This window comes from Roseovarius spongiae (assembly GCF_003651245.1).
In the GTDB taxonomy this organism is placed as follows: domain Bacteria; phylum Pseudomonadota; class Alphaproteobacteria; order Rhodobacterales; family Rhodobacteraceae; genus Roseovarius; species Roseovarius spongiae.
On sequence record NZ_RAPE01000002.1, the window covers coordinates 20,282 to 38,833 of the forward strand.

14 protein-coding genes and 1 other RNA gene are annotated in these 18,552 nt (G+C 66.8%); 10 read left to right on the forward strand and 5 right to left on the reverse strand.

Annotated features, from left to right (window positions below):
- Positions 1–320 precede the first annotated feature (320 nt).
- The 3 genes from soxC (at position 321) to yczE (ending at position 3,250) form a co-directional block, all read left to right on the forward strand.
- Positions 321–1,697 carry a sulfite dehydrogenase gene (gene soxC, locus D6850_RS06820; RefSeq protein WP_245964122.1) on the forward strand — a complete coding sequence of 459 codons (1,377 nt, stop codon included), beginning with the start codon at positions 321–323 and terminating at the stop codon, positions 1,695–1,697.
- Positions 1,684–2,352, forward strand: coding sequence for a c-type cytochrome (locus tag D6850_RS06825; protein ID WP_206019226.1), 669 nt, complete (start codon positions 1,684–1,686; stop codon positions 2,350–2,352). The genes soxC and D6850_RS06825 overlap by 14 nt, the downstream gene beginning before the upstream one ends.
- Before the next feature lie 277 nt (positions 2,353–2,629).
- Complete coding sequence (yczE, locus tag D6850_RS06830) at positions 2,630–3,250, forward strand: membrane protein YczE (protein ID WP_245964123.1); 621 nt, start codon at positions 2,630–2,632, stop codon at positions 3,248–3,250.
- A 65-nt stretch (positions 3,251–3,315) separates the two neighbouring features.
- Here yczE and D6850_RS06835 read toward each other — a convergent pair whose 3' ends face one another.
- The 3 genes from D6850_RS06835 to D6850_RS06845 all read right to left on the reverse strand — a co-directional run bounded on the left by D6850_RS06835 (position 3,316) and on the right by D6850_RS06845 (position 7,439).
- Entirely contained in the window at positions 3,316–4,839 is a 1,524-nt protein-coding gene (locus D6850_RS06835) for a serine hydrolase (RefSeq protein WP_206019227.1), read from the reverse strand.
- Positions 4,840–5,432: 593 nt separating this feature from the next.
- Positions 5,433–5,531: signal recognition particle sRNA small type (ffs, locus tag D6850_RS06840), an RNA gene on the reverse strand.
- A gap of 45 nt (positions 5,532–5,576) precedes the next feature.
- Positions 5,577–7,439 (reverse strand): bifunctional 2',3'-cyclic-nucleotide 2'-phosphodiesterase/3'-nucleotidase, encoded by a 1,863-nt coding sequence (locus D6850_RS06845; RefSeq protein ID WP_121165229.1) that lies wholly within the window; start codon positions 7,437–7,439, stop codon positions 5,577–5,579.
- A gap of 195 nt (positions 7,440–7,634) precedes the next feature.
- On the opposite strand from D6850_RS06845, the gene nudC reads away from it, so the two are divergent.
- Together nudC and D6850_RS06855 are read left to right on the forward strand one after the other, a co-directional pair.
- Complete coding sequence (nudC, locus tag D6850_RS06850) at positions 7,635–8,609, forward strand: NAD(+) diphosphatase (RefSeq protein WP_121165231.1); 975 nt, start codon at positions 7,635–7,637, stop codon at positions 8,607–8,609.
- Positions 8,610–8,648: 39 nt separating this feature from the next.
- Positions 8,649–9,116 (forward strand): SRPBCC family protein, encoded by a 468-nt coding sequence (locus tag D6850_RS06855; protein ID WP_121165233.1) that lies wholly within the window; start codon positions 8,649–8,651, stop codon positions 9,114–9,116.
- An 8-nt stretch (positions 9,117–9,124) separates the two neighbouring features.
- Here the strand turns inward: D6850_RS06855 and D6850_RS06860 are convergent, their stop codons facing one another.
- Positions 9,125–9,958, reverse strand: coding sequence for a prephenate dehydratase (locus tag D6850_RS06860; protein ID WP_121165235.1), 834 nt, complete (start codon positions 9,956–9,958; stop codon positions 9,125–9,127).
- A 126-nt stretch (positions 9,959–10,084) separates the two neighbouring features.
- Here D6850_RS06860 and D6850_RS06865 point away from each other — a divergent pair, with 126 nt between their 5' ends.
- From D6850_RS06865 to D6850_RS06885, 5 genes are all read left to right on the forward strand, one after another.
- Entirely contained in the window at positions 10,085–10,600 is a 516-nt protein-coding gene (locus tag D6850_RS06865; RefSeq protein WP_121165237.1) for a c-type cytochrome, read from the forward strand.
- A gap of 214 nt (positions 10,601–10,814) precedes the next feature.
- Positions 10,815–12,758 carry an extracellular solute-binding protein gene (locus D6850_RS06870; protein WP_121166808.1) on the forward strand — a complete coding sequence of 648 codons (1,944 nt, stop codon included), beginning with the start codon at positions 10,815–10,817 and terminating at the stop codon, positions 12,756–12,758.
- Positions 12,759–12,800: 42 nt separating this feature from the next.
- The gene (locus D6850_RS06875; RefSeq protein ID WP_121165239.1) at positions 12,801–13,892 is read left to right on the forward strand and encodes a microcin C ABC transporter permease YejB; all 1,092 of its coding nucleotides are present in this window, start codon (positions 12,801–12,803) and stop codon (positions 13,890–13,892) included.
- Positions 13,893–13,989: 97 nt separating this feature from the next.
- The gene (locus tag D6850_RS06880) at positions 13,990–15,096 is read left to right on the forward strand and encodes an ABC transporter permease (RefSeq protein WP_121165241.1); all 1,107 of its coding nucleotides are present in this window, start codon (positions 13,990–13,992) and stop codon (positions 15,094–15,096) included.
- On the forward strand, positions 15,093–16,964 hold the full coding sequence (locus tag D6850_RS06885; RefSeq protein WP_121165243.1) for an ABC transporter ATP-binding protein: 1,872 nt from the start codon (positions 15,093–15,095) through the stop codon (positions 16,962–16,964). Before D6850_RS06880 ends, D6850_RS06885 begins: the two co-directional genes overlap by 4 nt.
- A gap of 179 nt (positions 16,965–17,143) precedes the next feature.
- Here the strand turns inward: D6850_RS06885 and hemN are convergent, their stop codons facing one another.
- Complete coding sequence (gene hemN, locus D6850_RS06890; protein ID WP_121165245.1) at positions 17,144–18,499, reverse strand: oxygen-independent coproporphyrinogen III oxidase; 1,356 nt, start codon at positions 18,497–18,499, stop codon at positions 17,144–17,146.
- Positions 18,500–18,552 lie beyond the last annotated feature (53 nt).

Genomic DNA, 18,552 nt, shown 5'->3' on the forward strand with positions numbered 1-18,552 from the left:
ACAGCGCCTCGACGCGGCCGATGCCGGGATCGAGGCGCGCGAATCGCGGCTTGAAGGTGCGCGAAACCGGCGTCAGCGGACGCATCATGCCAAGGCATTGAGCGAACCGTCAGTTGGCGGCGTGGGGAGAACGCCGAACCAGGACTCGAAGTTCGCAAGAAGAAATGGCGCGCATTCTGTGATACCCTAGGGGTGTCGACTCAGTGATCAGTGGGTGGACAGGAAAAGACGTCAGCCGTGCGCCGATGACGATTTCAGATGATCCGGGCTCTCTTCGGCGCGCAGAATCTTGACGTTGTGAAACCCCGAGGGAGGCTGCAATGTCCGAAACCGAACGATTTCCCGCGTCCATGTATGGCCCCGCCGAGAGGCGGATGGCCGAGGCCCTTGTCGAGATCGAGCGCCAGGCTCTTGCGGAGGCTGAAGAATGTGACTGCAAGGAAGGCATGTTCAACGGTCTCACGCGGCGCGGCCTCTTGATGGGCGGCGTCGCTATCGGCGGCAGCGCCTTGGCCGGCGGCCGCGCCCGTGCCGAGGCGCCTCCGGGCGCGATCGAGTATGACGTGCAGCCCGACCCGACCAAGGAGCAGGGGCGGCTCATCCTCGATGACGGCGGCTATGGCTCGCGTTCGCAATTCGAGAACGAGGTGCGCTGGCGCTATCCGACGGCCAGCCTCGATTCTAGCTGGTCGATGACGCCGCTGGCTTCGGGTCGCGGGATGATCACCCCTTCCGGCCTGCATTTCGAAAGGCATCACGCGGGAATTCCCACGATCGATCCGCAAACGCATGAGTTGATCCTGCACGGGATGGTCGACCAGCCGCTGCGCTTCACCATGGACGATCTGAAGCGATTGCCCTCGGTCAGCAAGATCCATTTCATCGAATGTTCCGGGAACGGACTGACCGAATGGGCCAAGCCGACGCTCAAGACGGTGCAGGGCACGCACGGTCTGACCTCGACCTCCGAATGGACCGGCGTGCGCCTGTCCACCGTGCTGGAAATGGCCGGCGTGCAGGACAAGGCGGCATGGATCCTGGCCGAAGGCTCCGACGCTGCCGTGATGACTCGCTCCGTGCCGATCGACAAGGCGATGGACGACGCCATCCTCGCCTATGCCCAGAACGGCGAGGCGTTGCGCCCAGAGCAGGGCTACCCCCTGCGCCTGCTATTGCCCGGCTACGAGGGCAACACGCATATCAAGTGGCTGCGCCGGCTCGAAGTGAGCGACAAGCCGTTCATGACGCGTGAGGAAACGTCGAAATACACCGATCTCATGCCGGACGGGACAGCGCGCCAGTTCTCGCTGGAAATGGAGGCGAAATCGGTCATCACCTTCCCGTCGGGCGCCATGAAACTGCCCCGGCCCGGGTTTTACGAGGTGACAGGCATCGCATGGTCGGGACGCGGAAAGATCACCAAGGTCGAAGTCTCCACCGACGGCGGAGCGACATGGCGGGAGGCCGCGCTCGACGGGCCGGTCCTGTCAATATGCCACACACGGTTTCGCCTGCCCTGGACATGGGCCGGAGAGGAGGCCGTGCTGCAAAGCCGCGCAATCGACGAGACGGGATATGTGCAGCCGACGATGGAACAGCTGGTCGCCGTGCGCGGTCTGAAATCGGTCTATCATCTGAACGCGATCCAGAGCTGGCATGTCGCGCCGGACGGGGAGGTGACCAATGTTCACGCGTAATCTGACACTCATCTGCGCCATCTCGGCGCTGGCCCTGCCGGGGTGGGCGCAGGATGCTTCCCGCACCTCGGCCGCGCTGCCCGAAACGCTGGAGGACACGGGCGAGCGCGCTCCGATGGAAGTGCCGAAATCCAGCGCGGCGGAGATCCCTGATATCGCGCCCGCCAAGAACGTCTTTGGCGTCGGCCAGCCCGCCACCGAAGAGCAGATTGCAGCGATCGACATCGACGTGATGCCGGACGGGCGCGGCCTGCCCGAGGGCAGCGGCACCTATGCGGAGGGCGAGGAACTCTACGAGACGATCTGCGCCGCCTGCCACGGCTCGGACATGATGGGCGTTGCGGAGCTGGGTGCGCCCCGGCTCATCGGCGGCCGCGGCACGCTGGCCAGTGACGCGCCGGTCAAGACGGTCGAGAGCTACTGGCCCTACGCCAGCACTTTCTTCGACTATACGCACCGCGCCATGCCCATGACCGAACCCGGATCGCTCAGCGCGGATGAGGTCTATGCAATCAGCGCCTATGTGCTGGGCAAGGCCGGTATCACCAGCACCGAACCGGACAGCGTTATGGACGCCGCCGCGATGGCCGAAGTGGAGATGCCCAATGCGGATGGCTTCGTGTCCGACCCGCGCCCCGATGTGGGGGAAGAATAGCCGCCAAAGAGTTCAAATGCGGCCCTGAAAGCGCCCAAACCTGCACCGCTGGTCGTTGAAAAGGGCCGCAACGCTACAATAAGGACGGTCGCGGGGGCCTGACGCCAACCTGCGCCAAATTCCGGTTCGCGCGTCCCGCGATTGTCAAGCTTGCCGTATTCTCGGCAAGCTGGCACAAGCTCGGGTCACGTGTCATTTCCACATGGATGTCGCCTTGGCTTTTCGTTCGGTCACGTCTGTCCCGAGACTGCGATGGAGTTCGCCAAAGGCGTTCACCATGAGACCGCCGCTGGCGTCGGTCGCGTTTCTCGTCATTGGCCTGGTCGTCTTCGGCCTCGGCGAGGCGCTCCTGGTCGCCGCAGGCGTCGGCGTGAGCCCCTGGACCGTGTTCGCCCAAGGCGTGACCAATGTCACGGGCTGGAGCCTGGGATTCGCCACCTTCGTCATCAGCGTATCGGTCCTGGGCCTCTGGATTCCGCTCAGGCAGGCGCCGGGCATGGGAACGATCCTCAACGCGATCATCGTCGCGCTGGTGCTGGAATTTGCGCTGCCCTATCTGCCCGGCTTTCAAAGCTATCTCGCGAATGCCGCGCTGGCGCTGACCGGTGTGTTCGTGACCGGATTCGGCGGGGCGATCTACCTGATCGCGAACCTGGGTCCGGGCCCGAGGGACGGCCTCATGACAGGGCTTCAGCGCGTCACCGGACAGCCGATCGCGCGCGTGCGCACGTTCCTCGAGTTGACGGTCGTCGCGATCGGTTGGGCGCTGGGCGGCACGCTCGGCCTCGGCACCGTCTTCTTTGCGCTGGGCATCGGGCCGGCGATGGCGATGGGGATGCAAATCCTGCAATCTCGCAGCGTCGCGCGGCAACAACAGACGGGCCGCCGTGACGCTTGACTGGCGCGGCCGGCAGGCGGGGGCGCGGCCCGTTCAGGATATCGGTGCCCGAGGCATCCGCCCGCTCATTCGCGACGTCGAAAGACGCCCAACCCCTCACCGTTCAGATGCTCGACCCGCAGCGTCATTCCGGGTTCGCCAGGCGTGGCGATGAATTCGACCAGTGAGACCGATCCCGCTGGCTGGTTCTCGGTGACGGGATACACCACGAAACTGTCGCCATCCCAATGCCGCATGGGCAACTCGCGGCCCTCTGGCCCCAATCGCAGCACGAGGCTTCCGGTCGTCTCCGTCACCGAAGCAGGGCCGAAATAGGCGTTGTCATAGGCGCCGACATAGGTTGCCGCCGGTCCTGCCGGGGCAGCGTCAGCGGGCGGCGCAACGCCAACAAGACGTCCCACGGGGGCGATCAGCGACGCCATGATCGGGGCATAGGCCGCCAGCCAGTCCCGGCTGTCGGCTCCGATTTCCGCCCGGTCGAGAAAGCTTGCGGTAATCGCCTCGGCGGCGCCGGTCGGGGGCGCATTGGTCAGCACGACGATCCCGAGGTCGAGGTCGGGCGCCATCGCCAGGCTGGTCGACGCCCCGAGCGCGAAGGCGCCCGAGTGGCTCAGCCGCACGCGCCCGGTCAGCCGTGTGTCCACATTGAAGCCGAAGCCATAGCCGCCGGGACGCGCCGAAATATCCATCGGCGCCCCGCGGATCACCTGCGCCGAGAGCGCCGGAGCCAGTGCTTCCTCGGAAATCAACGGCCCGCTCTGCGCCGTGCCGCGGCCCAGCACCATCGTCATCCAGCGCGCCATGTCATTGGCGCTGGAGCTGACCCCGCCCGCCGGGCTTTGGGCGTCCGGCTGGCGACGATCGGCGACCCGATACTCGCCTTCCACGATGACATGGCTCGCCGCGCGGTTTTCCCGCGCCATGTAATCGGCGTGGCGCGAACTGGTCGACGTCATGCCGAGCGGTCCGTAGAGGACCGCTTCCGACAGGTCGGCCCAATCCGCGCCTGCCGCCGTCGCGACGGCCTCGGCGGCGGCGGTGAGGCCGAAATTGGTATAGGCGTAGTCGACGCGGAAATCACCCTTCGGCAGCAGGGAAAGCCGCTCCAGCACCGCGCGGCGGCCGAACCCGATATCCTCCAGATCGTCACCGGCGTGATCGGGCAGGCCCGAGCGATGCGCGTAGAGATCCCCGATGGTGACATGCTCATCAATCCAGGGATCGCCCATGTCGAACCAGGGCAGGAATTCGCGGACCGGGCTGTCCCACGCCACGCGGCCCGCATCCACCTGCGTCGCGACCACGGTGGCGCCGACCGGTTTTGACAGCGACGCCAGCAAGAAGACCGTATCGGCGTCAACGCGCGCCATGCGCCCCACCGCACGGGCGCCAAAGCCCCGGGCATAGACGGTTTGCCCCTTGTGGACCACGGCGATGGCGAGTCCCGGGATGCCGGTCCTCTCCTGCATATCGCGGCCAAGCTCATCCAGCGACGCGATCGCCGCCGCGATCCGTTCCTCCGGCGCCGGCAACAGCACAGCCATTGGCGGCGCGGTCGCCGGATCGGGCATGGCGAACGCGGGCGGCATGTTGTCCGCGCCTGCCGCGCCGGGCGACGCCAGGGACAGCAGAGCGGCTAAAAGAAGGTTGAAGCCGAGCGGCTGACGACAAGCATGTCCGCGTCCTCTCCGTCGCCGTGGTTTGGTTTTGGGTGACCCGGAACGTATACTCATGCTGCACTTTCCTTCTTCAAACAACGGCCATGGCGGCAGGCCAGTCACATTCAATATCGGCGCTCTTCCGCAAAAGGTGGTCGAGAAGAGTCTCGTGGTCCGTTCCTCGATAAGCGCCAACAAGTTGCTGAATCAATAATGAGATAGGTTCATGGTGACGTAAAGCAGAGTGCAGGCGATAGGCGCCATTCCTGCTAGACCCCCGATCGCTCGGTGGAAATAGTCTGATCGACGTGCATCGACGCCAGTATGGCGCGCGCCGCCACGGCCCCGACCGCGCCGAGTGGCGAGGACGGGCGCGCATGATAGCGGCCCGCTGCGATTGATCGACTGCCTTACCCTTGCCAGCCCTGCCGATCCCCGTTTGCAACATGGTTTGTTGCCTTGGAGCGGGCATAGCACCTTGTTTGCAGGGGCTTTAATTCGTTCCAACGGCATAGGTAGGGAAAAGGTGAGAGGTTGGACAACGACCCAAGCGTGGCTCGTTACGGCTGCTTCCTTCCGGACCTGACCGGGTTGGCGAGGCGCCTGCCCGCGCCAACCTCTCGACGCCCGATATAGGCGGGCCCGCGGGGATTCGCAAGGCGCGCGGATCAGAACGGCACGCGTAACCGAAGAAAGCCCGCATCGGTCAGCCCGAGCGGCGTCAGCCCCGCTTCTTCGAGCGCGCCGGGGATGCGAACGATGTCCGGCCCGGTCTCCAGCACGGCCGTGGCGCCGGGCAGGGGGGCGAAGCGCCAGACCGGCTCGGGGTCGGGCGCCGCCGCCGCACCCGCGTCGCCCAGGTAATCCGTCAGCAGATCGCGCATGACCGCATCGCCGCGATGAATGACGTTTTCCGGCGCGGGCGGGATGTAGGGGCCGGCGCCCGAGGCGCGGTAATTGGTGGTCGCCAGCAGGAACACCGCGTCGTCATGCAGCGGTTCGCCGCCGAATGTGAGGTCGCGGATGCGGCGCGCCTTTGGATCAATCAGCTCTCCCGATGGGGTGAAGCGCGGCGGCGCGCTCAGGTCGATCCGGTAGCGCAACCCCTCGATGAGGTCGAACATATGGCCCGGCGTGGCGGGGTCGCAAAGCGGCTGGTCCCGCACACCCGGCGTCAGCGTGGCAAAGCAGGTCGCCGCCCGCTCGAGCCAGTCGCGCAGTTCTGCGCCGCTCACGCGCAACCCCCAGAGCGTGTTGGGAAACCCCCCGGTCAGGTCGGCCGCGTTGCGCAGGCTGAGCGATCCGGGCGGGATGTCGGTGAAATGCGTTGGCCCGCCCCGCCCGCCGGTCTTGAACGGGGGGGACGCGGAGAGGATCGGCACGCCCTCCCATTGCGTTCCGGCGACGGCGCGGGCAAGAGCCGCGCGCTGTGCGCGGGCGACAAGCCGGACCGCCTGGCAGCTTCGCGCCATCGCCAGGTAGCTGTGCAGCGGATGGGCGCTGCGCCCGATGGGCCGCGCAGTGATCGCGCGCGTGGCGGCGTGCGCCCTGGCCAGCGTGGCGCTGAGCGCCGGATCGGCGGGAACAGGCGCGGGGGCGGCGACCGCGCGGGTTTCGCTGGCATGCGCGGTGACGCGCCAGCCCCCGGGTCCGCGTCCCAGCGTCAGGTCGAGCACGCCAAGATGCGAGCCGCGAAACCCCGCCATCACCGTCGGCGTCCCGACGAGCGCGCCGCCGCCGCCATCGGGGAAAACCTCGTGGCTGTGCCCGCAAATGAGCGCGTCGACGCCGGGCAGCGCCGCCAGCGCGAGCGCCGCGTTCTCCATGCCCGGACGCGGGGCGGCGGCGTCGATGCCGGTATGGCCCAGCACGACCACGATATCGGCCCCCTCGGCGCGCATCTGCGGGATCAGGCGGCGGGCGGCGGCGACCATGTCCTCGACGCCGAGGCGTCCCATGAGGTGCGGCGCGTCCCAGACCGCGATCTGCGGCGGCACCAGTCCGAGAACGCCGATCGTCAGCGTGTGACGCCGCCCGTCGCTATCGCTCATCTCGCGCTTCAGCAGCAGGTAGGGCGGCAGGGGCGCGCCGCCGTCGGCGTCGCGGATGTTGCCGCAGGTGACCGGGTGTCGCGCCGCCCGGAGCGTCCGCAGAAGCCAGTCCAGCCCGAAGTTGAACTCGTGGTTTCCAACGCAGGCGGCGTCGTATTCCAGGTGGTTCATCGCGGCGATCACGGGGTGCGCGCCGGTCCAGCCGCTGCCGGGCTGCGCGGTGATATCCGCCAGCGGCGTGCCCTGTAGCGCGTCGCCGTTGTCGAACAGCATCACGTTGGCCGCCTCGTCCCTCGCGGCGCGGATCAGCGTCGCGGTGCGCGCCAGGCCGTAGGGCTGATCGCCGCGGTCGGTGAAATAGTCGAAGGGCAGCAGGTTGCCGTGAAGATCGGTCGTCGAAAGCAGGCGTAGATGGATGGCCGCGCCGGAGTCCGTATCAGCCGCCTGAGCGGTGTCGAATGACGGGTCGTGAGAGCTCATGACCAAGGGCGACTGTCCCCCTTGCGCCCTGCCGGGAACGGATCGTTCGCCGTGCCTAAGGGTGTTTGCGAGACTGATGAAACAATCATGGGTTGTTTCTAGGGCGTGTCGAAGATTATGCAAAGCCGCCGCTCGCGCCCGTCTTGCCCTCCGCCCGCGAACGTGGCACCCAAGCCACAGTTGGCGGAGGGGCGCATGCGCGACGCGGAAACGGTGACATTCGGCGGCTCGGCGCTCGACCGCGCGGCGGAACTGCGCGGAGAGCCGGACCTGCTCGAACGGGCCCGCCGCGACGGCGCGGGGCAGAGCGTGCTCTTGTGGCGCGGCAAGCCGCTGGTCAGGGCCGGGACGCTCGGCCGCCTGGCGCGCCTGCCGCTCGATCACCCGGTGCTTGCGGACTCGGGGATCAAGGGATTGCTGCTGGGACGCGAGGATGACGGCTCGCTCGTTTTCGTCCACGATCTTTCGGGCTGGTGGAACCCGCCGGATGTGATCGAGGCCGAGCTGAACCAGTTTCGCGACGCCACGGAACAGCGCCACCCGGACCTGCCGCAGACCCTGGTGTTCGCGGAACTGCGCCGGATCATGACCCGGCTCAGCCCGCGCGACGCCGAACTCGCCGCCATCGCCAAGGGGCTGACCGGCTGGCACGCGATCCACGGTTTCTGCGCGCGCTGCGGCGCGCCCAGCCGGATCGTTCAGGCCGGGTGGCAGCGTCATTGCGACGCCTGCGGCGGCCAGCATTTCCCGCGCACCGACCCGGTGGTCATCATGCTGATCCTGCACGGCAATTCGGTTCTCATGGGCCGCTCTCCGGGCTGGCCCGAGGGCATGTATTCGCTGCTCGCCGGCTTCATCGAGCCGGGCGAGACGATCGAGGCCGCCGTGCGCCGCGAGGTGTTCGAGGAATCCGGCATCCGCGTGGGCGACGTGCAGTACCTCGCCAGCCAGCCGTGGGTCTTTCCCGCGTCCCTGATGCTGGGGTGTATCGGCGAGGCGCTGAGCGACGCGATCACCATCGATCCGCTCGAGATCGAGCACGCCATGTGGGTCCCGCGCGAGGAGATCGCCGCCGCCTTCGCCGGCCAGCATCCGACGCTTGCACCGGCCCGACCGGGGGCGATCGCGCATTTCCTGTTGCGCAACTGGCTTGCGGATACGATGGATTGAGGCAAGAATACCGCGAAGCGCACGCAAGAGGCCGGGCGGATGAAGTTTGCGACGATAGAGGATATCGAGGCCCCGATCGGCTTCGTCTTTGGCGAGGTGTCGGATTTCGCCGCGCTCGAACGCTCCGCGCTACGCCGCGGCGCCGAGGTGCAGCGCACCGACGATCTTGGCGCGAACGGGGTCGGCATGTGCTGGGACGCCGCGTTCGAGTGGCGCGGCAAGCAGCGCCGGACGGAGCTCGAACTTGTCGGCTACGAGCCCCCCAACGCCATGCGCTTCGCGTCCGCGTCCGAGTCGATGAACGGCGATCTGTGGCTCGACCTCGTGGCGCTCTCGCGCGGGCGCACGCGCCTGTCGATGGAGATGGAGCTCCGCCCGCAGAACCTGTCGGCGCGGCTCTTGCTGCAATCTCTGAAGCTCGCCCGCGGCAACATCATGAGGCGCTATGAGCAGCGCATCGCGACCTACGCGCGCGACCTCGAGGACAAGTACAGGCGCCGCGGCTGAGCGACGTCCTATTCCCGTGCCGGGTCGCGCGGATAGACCCCGAGGATATCGAGCTGCGAGGTGAAATAGCGCAACTCCTCCAGCGCGCGGGCGACGTTGGCGTCGTCGGGGTGGCCTTCGATGTCCGCGTAGAACTGCGTCGCCGAGAACGATCCGCCGACCATGTACGACTCCAGCTTGGTCATGTTGACGCCGTTGGTCGCGAACCCGCCCATCGCCTTGTAGAGCGCGGCCGGGATGTTGCGCACGGTAAAGACGAAGGTGGTCAGCATGCCGTCGTCGCCGCGCCGCGAATGGTCCGGCTCGGGCGCCATGACGAGGAACCGCGTGGTGTTGTCGCCCTCGTCCTCGATATGGCGCGCCAGCACGTCCAGACCGTAGATCTCGCCCGCCAACTCGCTGGCGAGCGCGGCGGTCGCCGGATCGCCGTCCTGGGCCACCTGCCGGGCCGATCCGGCGGTGTCCGCGCCGGTCACGCGCGCGATGCCGTGGCGTTCCAGGAACGCGCGGCACTGGCCCAGCAGCATGGTGTGGCTCATCGCCTGGCCGATATCCTCCAGCCGCGTGCCGCGCAGGCCCAGCAGGTTGATATGCACCCGCACAAAGGCCTCGCCCACGATGTGCAGCCCGCTTTGCGGCATCAGGTGGTGGATATCGGCCACCCGCCCGAAGGTCGAGTTCTCGATCGGCAGCATCGCCAGCGCCGCCTCGCCCGAGCGAACCGCCTCCATCGCGTCCTCGAAGGTGCGGCAGGGCAGGGCGTCCATGTCCGGATAGGTCTGCGCGCAGGCCTGGTGCGAATAGGCGCCCGGTTCTCCCTGAAAGGCGATAAGTCTGGTCATTGAGTCACGCGTCCCTGCGCGCCCGCCACCCGGGCGCTTTGTCGCGGAAACTATACCTTGCGCACGGGCAGGGGAAGCGGATAGATACGCCTTCGAGAGACTGCAAATTCAGATGGAAGCGGGCCCATGTTCGACACGATGACTGTAACCAAGATTTTCGGCGGCCTGTGCGGGGCTCTCCTCGTGTTCCTTCTTGGTAAATTCGCGGCGGACATGATCTATTACGGCGGCGGCCACGGGGAAGAGGCCGCGCAGGGCTATATGATCGCGACCGATTCCGGCGACGACGGCGGCGCCCAGGAAGAGTCGGGCCCCTCGTTCGAGGAGGTCTACGCCTCCGCGGACGCCGGCAAGGGCGAGCGCGTGTTCAACAAGTGCAAGGCCTGCCACAACGTCGACGGCACCGACACGACCGGCCCGCATCTCGACGGCGTCGTCGGACGCCCGGTCGACAGCGTCGAGGGGTATGCCTATTCCGGCGCGCTCGAAAAGGTCGCCGACGTCTGGACGCCCGAAAATCTGAGCGGCTTTCTCGAGAACCCCGCCGGCTTTGCGCCCGGCACGAAGATGGGTTTTGCCGGTCTGTCCAAGATCGAGGACCGCGCGAACGTGATCGCCTATCTCGACAGTCTCGGCAGCTGATCCGGCCACCGCGCGACGACCAGAAGGGCCGCCGCCCCGCCCGGGCCGGCGGCCTTGTCATGCCGCGCCCCTCGCGGCGATGTGATCGCGCAGGGCCAAAGCTGTGAAGCGGGGGCGAAAATCGGGCATTCAGATTCGGCGCGACATGTTCTAGCGTGCGCCGGAACGCAGCCGCGCCGGTTCGATCCGGCGCCGCGCGGCAAGGAGGATGAGCATGAACGCAGCACACGACCGCCAACCGCGGACAAGGACCGGCGCGCGAAGGCTGGACCTGCGCCATTGCTGGGCCGCGCTCGCCGCGCTCTGCATCGCCGCGCTGATGGCGCAGGCCGCGCTGGCCGAGGGCAAGATCATCAAATCCCACGGCTATTCCTATTTCGGCGAACTCACCTACCCGGCTGATTACGAACATTTCGCCTACGTCAACCCCGACGCGCCCAAGGGCGGAGAGATCGCGCTGCACGCGCCGGGCACCTTCGATTCGATGAACCCCTACAGCCGCAAGGGCCGCAGCGGGCGTTTCGCGTGGATGGTCTATGAAAGCCTGCTGGGCGAGGAACCCTCGACCGGCGGCGGCGCGCCCGCGGACGTCTACGGCGAATCCTACGGCCTGCTGGCCGAGAGCCTCGAATACGACGAGGGCAAGACCTGGGTGATCTTCCACATGCGCCCCGAGGCCCGGTTTGCCGACGGCACGCCGGTCACCGCGCATGACGTGGTGTTCTCGCACAACCTCTTTCTCGAACAGGGGCTGCAATCCTACGCCGAGGCGGTGAAGAAGCGCGTGCTGAGCGCCGAGGCGCTCGACGATCACACGGTGAAGTTCACCTTCGCGACCGGCATCTCTCGCCGCTCGCTCATCGACCAGGTGGGCGCGGTGCCGGTGTTCTCGAAGGCGTGGTACGAAAAGACCGGCGCGCGGCTGGACGAACCCCGGCTCGACGCCGGCCCCGGATCCGGACCCTACCAGCTCGACAGCTACGAGGTGAACCGGCGCATCATCTACAAGCGCAACCCCGATTACTGGGGCCGCGACCTGCCGATCAACGTGGGGCGGCATAATTTCGACACCATCCGGGTCGAGTATTTCGCCGACGATTCCGCCGCGTTCGAGGCGTTCAAGGCCGGCGAATACACCTTCCGCATCGAGACCAATTCCAAGCAGTGGGCCACCGGCTATGATTTTCCAGCCGTGCGGCGCGGCGATGTCGTGCTCGAGGAACTGCCCGACGGCACGCCGCCCACCGCCAGCGGCATCGTCTTCAACCTCGGGCGCGAGGTGCTTCAGGACAAGCGCGTGCGCGAGGCGATCGCGCTGGCCTACAATTTCGAATGGACCAACGAATCGCTGCAATACGGCCTCTTCAAGCAGCGCAATTCCTTCAGCGAAGGCACGCCGGTCATGGCTACCGGCACGCCCGAGGGACGCGAGCGCGAGATGCTCGAATCCCTCGGCGACCTCGTCCCGCCCGAGATCTTCACCGAACCGGCGGTGACGGCGCATACCTCCGATCCCAAGCGGCTGCGCGACCGGCGCAACCTGCGCCGCGCCTCCAAGCTGCTGGAAGAGGCGGGCTGGACCGTGGGCGATCACGGCAAGCGGCGCAACGCCGAGGGCGACGTGCTGACGCTCGATTTTCCGATCCCGTCGTCTGGCTCCGCGACGCTGGGCGCCGTGATCGAGAATTTCGTGAACAACCTCGAAGCGCTGGGCATCGACGTCAAATTCGAGAAGATCGACCCCTCGCAATACACGCTGCGCAACCGCGACCGGGATTACGACCTCGCGTTCGACAACTATCCCTCGTTCCTCGGCTCCGGCACCGGGCTGCACCAGCGGTTCGGCTCCGAGGACGCGGCCTTCAGCCTGTTCAATCCCGCCGGCCTCGCCAGTCCGCTGGTCGACGCGATCATCGACCTCAGCCTCGAGACCGAGAACCGCGAGGACGAGATCGCCGCGCTGAAGGCGCTCGACCGGGTGCTGCGGTATGAACGGTTCATGATTCCGGTCTGGTACAACGACAGTCACTGGGTCGCCTACTGGAACATGTTCGAACACCCCGAAACGATCCCGCCCTATTCGCTGGGGGTGCTCGACTTCTGGTGGGTCGACGCCGAAAAGGCGGCGGCGCTCAAGGCGTCGGGCGCGCTGCGCTAGGGGTGAATATGTCTAGACATATTCCGGCCCCGAGGTGATCTGATGGGCGCCTATATTCTCCGCCGGCTGCTGCTGATCGTGCCCACGCTCCTGGGGATCATGATCATCAACTTCGTGCTGGTTCAGTTCGTCCCCGGCGGCCCGGTCGAGCAGATGATCGCGCAGATGCAAGGCAAGGGCGACGTGTTCGAGGGCTTCTCGGGCAGCGGCGCGGACGCGGGCGCGGGCATGGGCGAACAGGGCGGGGGTGAGAAATACGTCGGCGCGCGCGGCCTGCCGCCTGAACTGATCGCCGAGCTCGAGGCGCAGTTCGGCCTCGACAAGCCGCCGCTCGAGCGGTTCCTCGGCATGATGTGGGACTACATGCGCTTCGACTTCGGCGAGAGTTATTTCCGCAAGATCGACGTGCTCGACCTCGTGCTGGAAAAGATGCCGGTGTCGATCAGCCTTGGCCTTTGGTCCACGCTCATCGCCTATCTCGTGTCGATCCCGCTGGGAATCCGCAAGGCGGTGAAGGACGGCAGCCCCTTCGATACATGGACCAGCGGAGCGATCATCGTCGCCTACGCGATCCCGGCGTTCCTGTTCGCGATCATGCTGCTGGTGCTGTTCGCCGGCGGATCCTACTGGAAGATCTTTCCGTTGCGCGGGCTGACCTCGGACAATTGGCAGCAGTTGAGCGCGATGGGCAAGGTGCTGGATTACTTCTGGCACATCACGCTGCCGGTCGCGGCCTCGACGATCTCGGCCTTCGCGACGCTGACGCTCTTGACCAAGAACAGCTTTCTTGACGAGATCAAGAAACACTACGTGATGACCGCCCGCGCCAAGGGGCTGGGCGAACGCGGCGTGCTCTATGGCCATGTCTTCCGCAACGCGATGCTGATCGTGATCGCGGGGTTCCCGGCGGTGTTCATCGGCGTGTTCTTCGGCGGCTCGGTCCTGATCGAGACGATCTTCTCGCTCGACGGCCTCGGGCGGCTCGGGTTCGAGGCGGCGGTGGGGCGCGACTACCCGGTGATGTTCGGCACGCTGTTCCTGTTCGGGCTGATCGGGCTGGTGGTCGGGATCATCTCGGATCTGATGTACGTGCTGGTCGATCCGCGCATCGATTTCGAGAAGCGGGAGGGGTGAGCGTGGGGATCGGTCTGGATGGTGATGTCCGGACCGGGGCTCTGCCCCGGACCCCGGGATATTTGGGGCAAGAACAAATGGCTGGGGGGCGTTTCTGATGGCGCTGTCCCCGCTCAACCAGAGGCGTTGGCGCAATTTCAGGCGCAACCGGCGCGCCTTCTGGTCGCTGCTGATCTTTTCGGTGATCTTCACGATCACGCTCTTCGCGGAGTTCGTGGCCAACGACAAGCCGATCCTGATCCAGTATCGCGGCGGCTATTACGCGCCGATCTTCGCCTTCTACCCCGAGACCGCGTTCGGAGGCGATTTCCAGACCGAGGCGGTCTATCGCGACCCGGAGGTGCAGTGCCTGATCGAATCCGGCGGGCTCGACATCTGTTTCGACGATCCCGAGGGAGTCATGGCGGACGCCGCCGACGGCGAGGTCGAGGGCGAGGCGATCGAGAAGGGCTGGATGATCTGGCCGATCATCCCCTACAGCTATGACACGCCGGTGGACCGCCCCGGCGCGGCGCCGCTGCCGCCCAACGCGCAGAACTGGCTGGGAACCGACGACACCAAGCGCGACGTGATGGCGCGGGTGATCTACGGGTTCCGCCTGTCGGTGCTGTTCACGCTGATCGTCACCGCGCTGGCGAGCGCCATCGGCATCTTCGCGGGCGCGGTGCAGGGGTTCTTCGGCGGGCTGACCGACCTCATCTTCCAGCGGATCATCGAAATCTGGGCCGCGACGCCCCAGATCTACGTCATCATCATCCTGTTCTCCGTGCTCACGCGCAGTTTCTGGCTATTGGTGGGAATCACGGTGCTGTTCGGGTGGATGGCGCTCGTGGGCGTCGTGCGGGCCGAGTTCCTGCGCGCGCGCAACCTTGAATACGTGCGCGCGGCCAAGGCGCTCGGGGTGAGCAACCTGACAATCATGTTCCGCCACATGCTGCCCAACGCGATGGTGGCCACGGTCACCATGCTGCCCTTTGTCATCACCGGCACGATCAGCCTGCTGGCGGGGCTGGATTTCCTCGGATTCGGCCTGCCGTCTTCGGCGCCCAGCCTTGGCGAGTTGACGTTGCAGGCGAAACAGAACCTTCAGGCGCCGTGGCTTGCCTTTACCGCGTTCTTCGCCTTTGCGATCATGCTGTCGCTGCTGGTGTTCATCTTCGAGGGTGTGCGCGACGCCTTCGATCCCAGAAAGACGTTTGAATGAGCCTTCTCGAGGTCAGGGATCTGGCGGTCGCATTTCGCCAGGACGGAGAGGTCGTGCCGGCGGTGCATGGCGTCAGTTTCACCGTTGACCGGGGCGAAACCGTCGCCCTGGTGGGCGAGAGCGGGTCGGGCAAGTCGGTCACCGCGCTGAGCACCGTGTCGCTTCTCGGCTCTTCCGCCGAGGTCAGCGGCAGCGTCACCTATGACGGGCAGGAGATGATCGGCGCGGACGAGAAGCGCCTGCGCGACGTGCGCGGCAACGACATCAGCTTCATCTTCCAGGAGCCGATGACCAGCCTCAACCCGCTTCACACGATCGAGAAGCAGATTTCGGAATCGCTCGCGCTGCACCAGGGGCTGGAGGGGCGCAGCGGGTTCAAGCGGCTGCTGGAAAGCTGGCTGAACCTCAATCCGGCGAAATGGCTGCTCTGGCTGGCGGTCGCCTTTGTCGCGATCGCCGCCTACGTGTCCTTCGTGATGACCGCGCCGGACGATCCGGGCGTGGATTTCCTGCACGCGTTCCTGTCCGACCTCGGACCGCGGGCCATGAGGGCCGCGCTCTGGGCGGTGGGAGTGACGGGGGCGCTCTGGCTGGGCAAGCTGGCGCTGGGGGCCGCGGCGCGCGACTGGATCATGTCGGCGCCTGCGCGCGGGCCGGTGATCGACCTGCTGGACCGGGTGGGCATCCGCGACGCCGAGACGCGCCTTTCAGCCTATCCGCACGAATTGTCCGGCGGGCAGCGGCAGCGGGTGATGATCGCGATGGCGCTGGCCAACCGGCCCGACATCCTGATCGCGGACGAGCCCACCACCGCGCTCGACGTCACGATCCAGGCGCAGATCCTCGAACTGCTGGCCGAGTTGAAGGACCGCGAGAACATGGGGCTGCTGTTCATCACCCATGACCTTGGCGTGGTGCAGCGCATCGCCGACAAGGTTTGCGTGATGAAGGACGGGCGCATCGTCGAGGCGGGGCCGACGGCGCAGATCTTCGCCAACCCGCAACACGCCTATACACGCAAGCTGCTGGCCGCGCAGGCGGTGGGCGCGCCGCGGCCCGTGGAGCGGGACGCGCCGGTCGTCGCCAGCACCGAGAATTTGCGCGTCTGGTTCCCGATCACCCGCGGGTTCCTGAAACGCACCGTGGGCCACGTGAAGGCGGTGAACGACGCGAGCATCGAGGTTCGCGCCGGCGAGACGCTCGGCATCGTCGGCGAGAGCGGGTCGGGCAAGACGACGCTGGCGCTCGCGGTGATGCGGCTGATCTCGTCCGAAGGGAAGATCACCTTCATGGGCGAGGACGTGCGCAAGTGGTCCACGCGCGAGCTGCGCCGCCACCGGGCGGACATGCAGATCGTGTTCCAGGACCCTTACGGCAGCCTCAGCCCGCGCATGACCTGCGAGCAGATCATCGCCGAGGGGCTGGGCGTGCATGGCAATCCCGACGGGCGGCCCGTGCGCGAACTGGTCGAGGAGGTGCTGCGCGAGGTCGAGCTGCCGGTCGAGGCGATGCACCGCTATCCGCACGAATTCTCGGGCGGGCAGCGCCAGCGGATCGCCATCGCGCGCGCGATGATCCTGCGGCCCCGGCTGCTGGTGCTGGACGAGCCGACCAGCGCGCTCGACATGACGGTGCAGGTGCAGATCGTGGACCTCTTGCGCCGCTTGCAGGAGAAATACGGGCTGGCCTATCTCTTCATAAGCCATGACCTGAGCGTGGTGCGCGCCATGAGCCACCGGGTCATGGTGATGCGCCAGGGCGACATCATCGAAAGCGGCGACGCGGCGGCGATCTTCGAGTCGCCGCAGACGGAATACGCGCAGACGCTGCTGGCGGCGGCGCTCGATCTGAAGGCCGGGCCTGCGTGAATGCTTCACAATCGGGCGGGTGCGGCCCAGCGTGATGGCGTAACCCGTTGAAAGCCGCACGTCATGCGCGCCACTTCGCCCAGCCCGCCATTCCCGCCGAACGCGGAGGCGCCGCAACGGCGCGGACGGGCCGGTCGAGGCCCATTAAGCGGCCCTGCCCGCAGACGGGTGAGCGGCGTTCAGATCGCGGAGCTGTGGCCGGCGGTGTCCATCGCGTAGGTGTCGAAGGCGCGTGCGACCATCCGGGTGAGGGGGCGCGCCTCGGGCGGGATGGCGAGGCCCTTGTCGCTGACCTGCAAGAGGCCGTCGAAGCACGCGGCGACGTCCTCGAACAGCGCGCGCAGGCGGGCGGGGGAAATCTCGTGATCCTCGCAAATCTCGGCGCTGCGCACGTTGAAATCGCACATCAACGCCTCGATGATGCGCCCGCGCATCAGGTCCTCGCCCGAGAAGGCATGGCCGCGCACCGTCGAGAAGCGCCCGGCGCGGATCGCGCCGGTATGCAGCCCGGTTGCAGAGGTGTTCTGCGCGTAGCCCTGCGGAAACCGCGAGATGGAGGAGGCGCCGACGCCGATCAGAACGTCGGCGGGATCGTCCGTGTAGCCCTGGAAGTTGCGCCGCAGCCGGCCCTGCCGCTGCACGCGAGCGAGGTTGTCGGAGGGCGCCGCGAAGTGATCGATGCCGATTTCATCGTAGCCGTCCCAGACAAACAGACGCCGCGCGGTCTCGAACAGGTCGAGCCGCTGCTGCGGAGAGGGCAGCGCCTCGGACGGGATGAGCTGCTGGCGCTTGGCCATCCACGGCACGTGCGCGTAACCGTAAAGCGCGACGCGATCGGGGTTGAGCGACAGGAGTTTCTGCACGCTCATGGTGATCCGCCCGCCGGTCTGGTGGGGCAGGCCGAAGAGGATGTCGGCGTTGAGGCTGGTGATGCCGCGGGCGCGGATTTCCAGCGCGGCGTCGCGGGTGATCTCGAAGCTTTGGCGCCGCCCGATGCTTTCCTGTATCCTCGGGTCGAAATCCTGCACTCCGATCGAGGCGCGGGTCATGCCCGCCGCCGCCAGCGCGTCGAGGCGCGCGCCGTCGATCTCGTTCGGGTCGATCTCGACCGAGAATTCGGTCTCGGGGGCAAACGGGGCCACCTCGCGAATGGCGCCGGCCAGATCGGTCATCATCGACGGCTTGAGGAGCGTCGGCGTCCCCCCGCCCCAGTGCAGGCGCGACAGCGTCACGCCCTTGGGCAGATGCTTGCCGAGCAGCGCGAGTTCGGCCTTCAGCGTCTCGAGATAGGCGATCACCGGCGCGTCACTCTGGGTGCCCTGGGTGCGGCAGGCGCAGAACCAGCAGAGCCTGCGGCAAAACGGCACATGCACGTAGAGCGAAATGCGCGCCCCTTCGGGAATCGCGCCGATCCAGCCGGCGAAAGTGCCTGCCCCGACGGATTTTCCGAAATGCGGGGCGGTCGGGTAGCTGGTGTAGCGCGGCACGCGCGCGTCAAACAGGCCGAGCCTGCCGAGTTGTGCTTTGGTATCCATGCAAATACCTTAGGCCGAAACACGCGCCCATCCTTGACGCAGATCAAACTTCC

Coding starts and splice junctions, on each gene's coding strand:
- D6850_RS06875 (WP_121165239.1), top strand. CDS start 12,801: ATGGGCGCCTATATTCTCCGCCGGCTGCTGCTGATCGTGCCCACGCTC.
- D6850_RS06835 (WP_206019227.1), bottom strand. CDS start 4,839: ATGCCGCCCGCGTTCGCCATGCCCGATCCGGCGACCGCGCCGCCAATG.
- D6850_RS06885 (WP_121165243.1), top strand. CDS start 15,093: ATGAGCCTTCTCGAGGTCAGGGATCTGGCGGTCGCATTTCGCCAGGAC.
- D6850_RS06855 (WP_121165233.1), top strand. CDS start 8,649: ATGAAGTTTGCGACGATAGAGGATATCGAGGCCCCGATCGGCTTCGTC.
- D6850_RS06865 (WP_121165237.1), top strand. CDS start 10,085: ATGTTCGACACGATGACTGTAACCAAGATTTTCGGCGGCCTGTGCGGG.
- D6850_RS06845 (WP_121165229.1), bottom strand. CDS start 7,439: ATGAGCTCTCACGACCCGTCATTCGACACCGCTCAGGCGGCTGATACG.
- D6850_RS06870 (WP_121166808.1), top strand. CDS start 10,815: ATGAACGCAGCACACGACCGCCAACCGCGGACAAGGACCGGCGCGCGA.
- hemN (WP_121165245.1), bottom strand. CDS start 18,499: ATGGATACCAAAGCACAACTCGGCAGGCTCGGCCTGTTTGACGCGCGC.
- soxC (WP_245964122.1), top strand. CDS start 321: ATGTCCGAAACCGAACGATTTCCCGCGTCCATGTATGGCCCCGCCGAG.
- yczE (WP_245964123.1), top strand. CDS start 2,630: ATGAGACCGCCGCTGGCGTCGGTCGCGTTTCTCGTCATTGGCCTGGTC.
- nudC (WP_121165231.1), top strand. CDS start 7,635: ATGCGCGACGCGGAAACGGTGACATTCGGCGGCTCGGCGCTCGACCGC.
- D6850_RS06860 (WP_121165235.1), bottom strand. CDS start 9,958: ATGACCAGACTTATCGCCTTTCAGGGAGAACCGGGCGCCTATTCGCAC.
- D6850_RS06825 (WP_206019226.1), top strand. CDS start 1,684: ATGTTCACGCGTAATCTGACACTCATCTGCGCCATCTCGGCGCTGGCC.
- D6850_RS06880 (WP_121165241.1), top strand. CDS start 13,990: ATGGCGCTGTCCCCGCTCAACCAGAGGCGTTGGCGCAATTTCAGGCGC.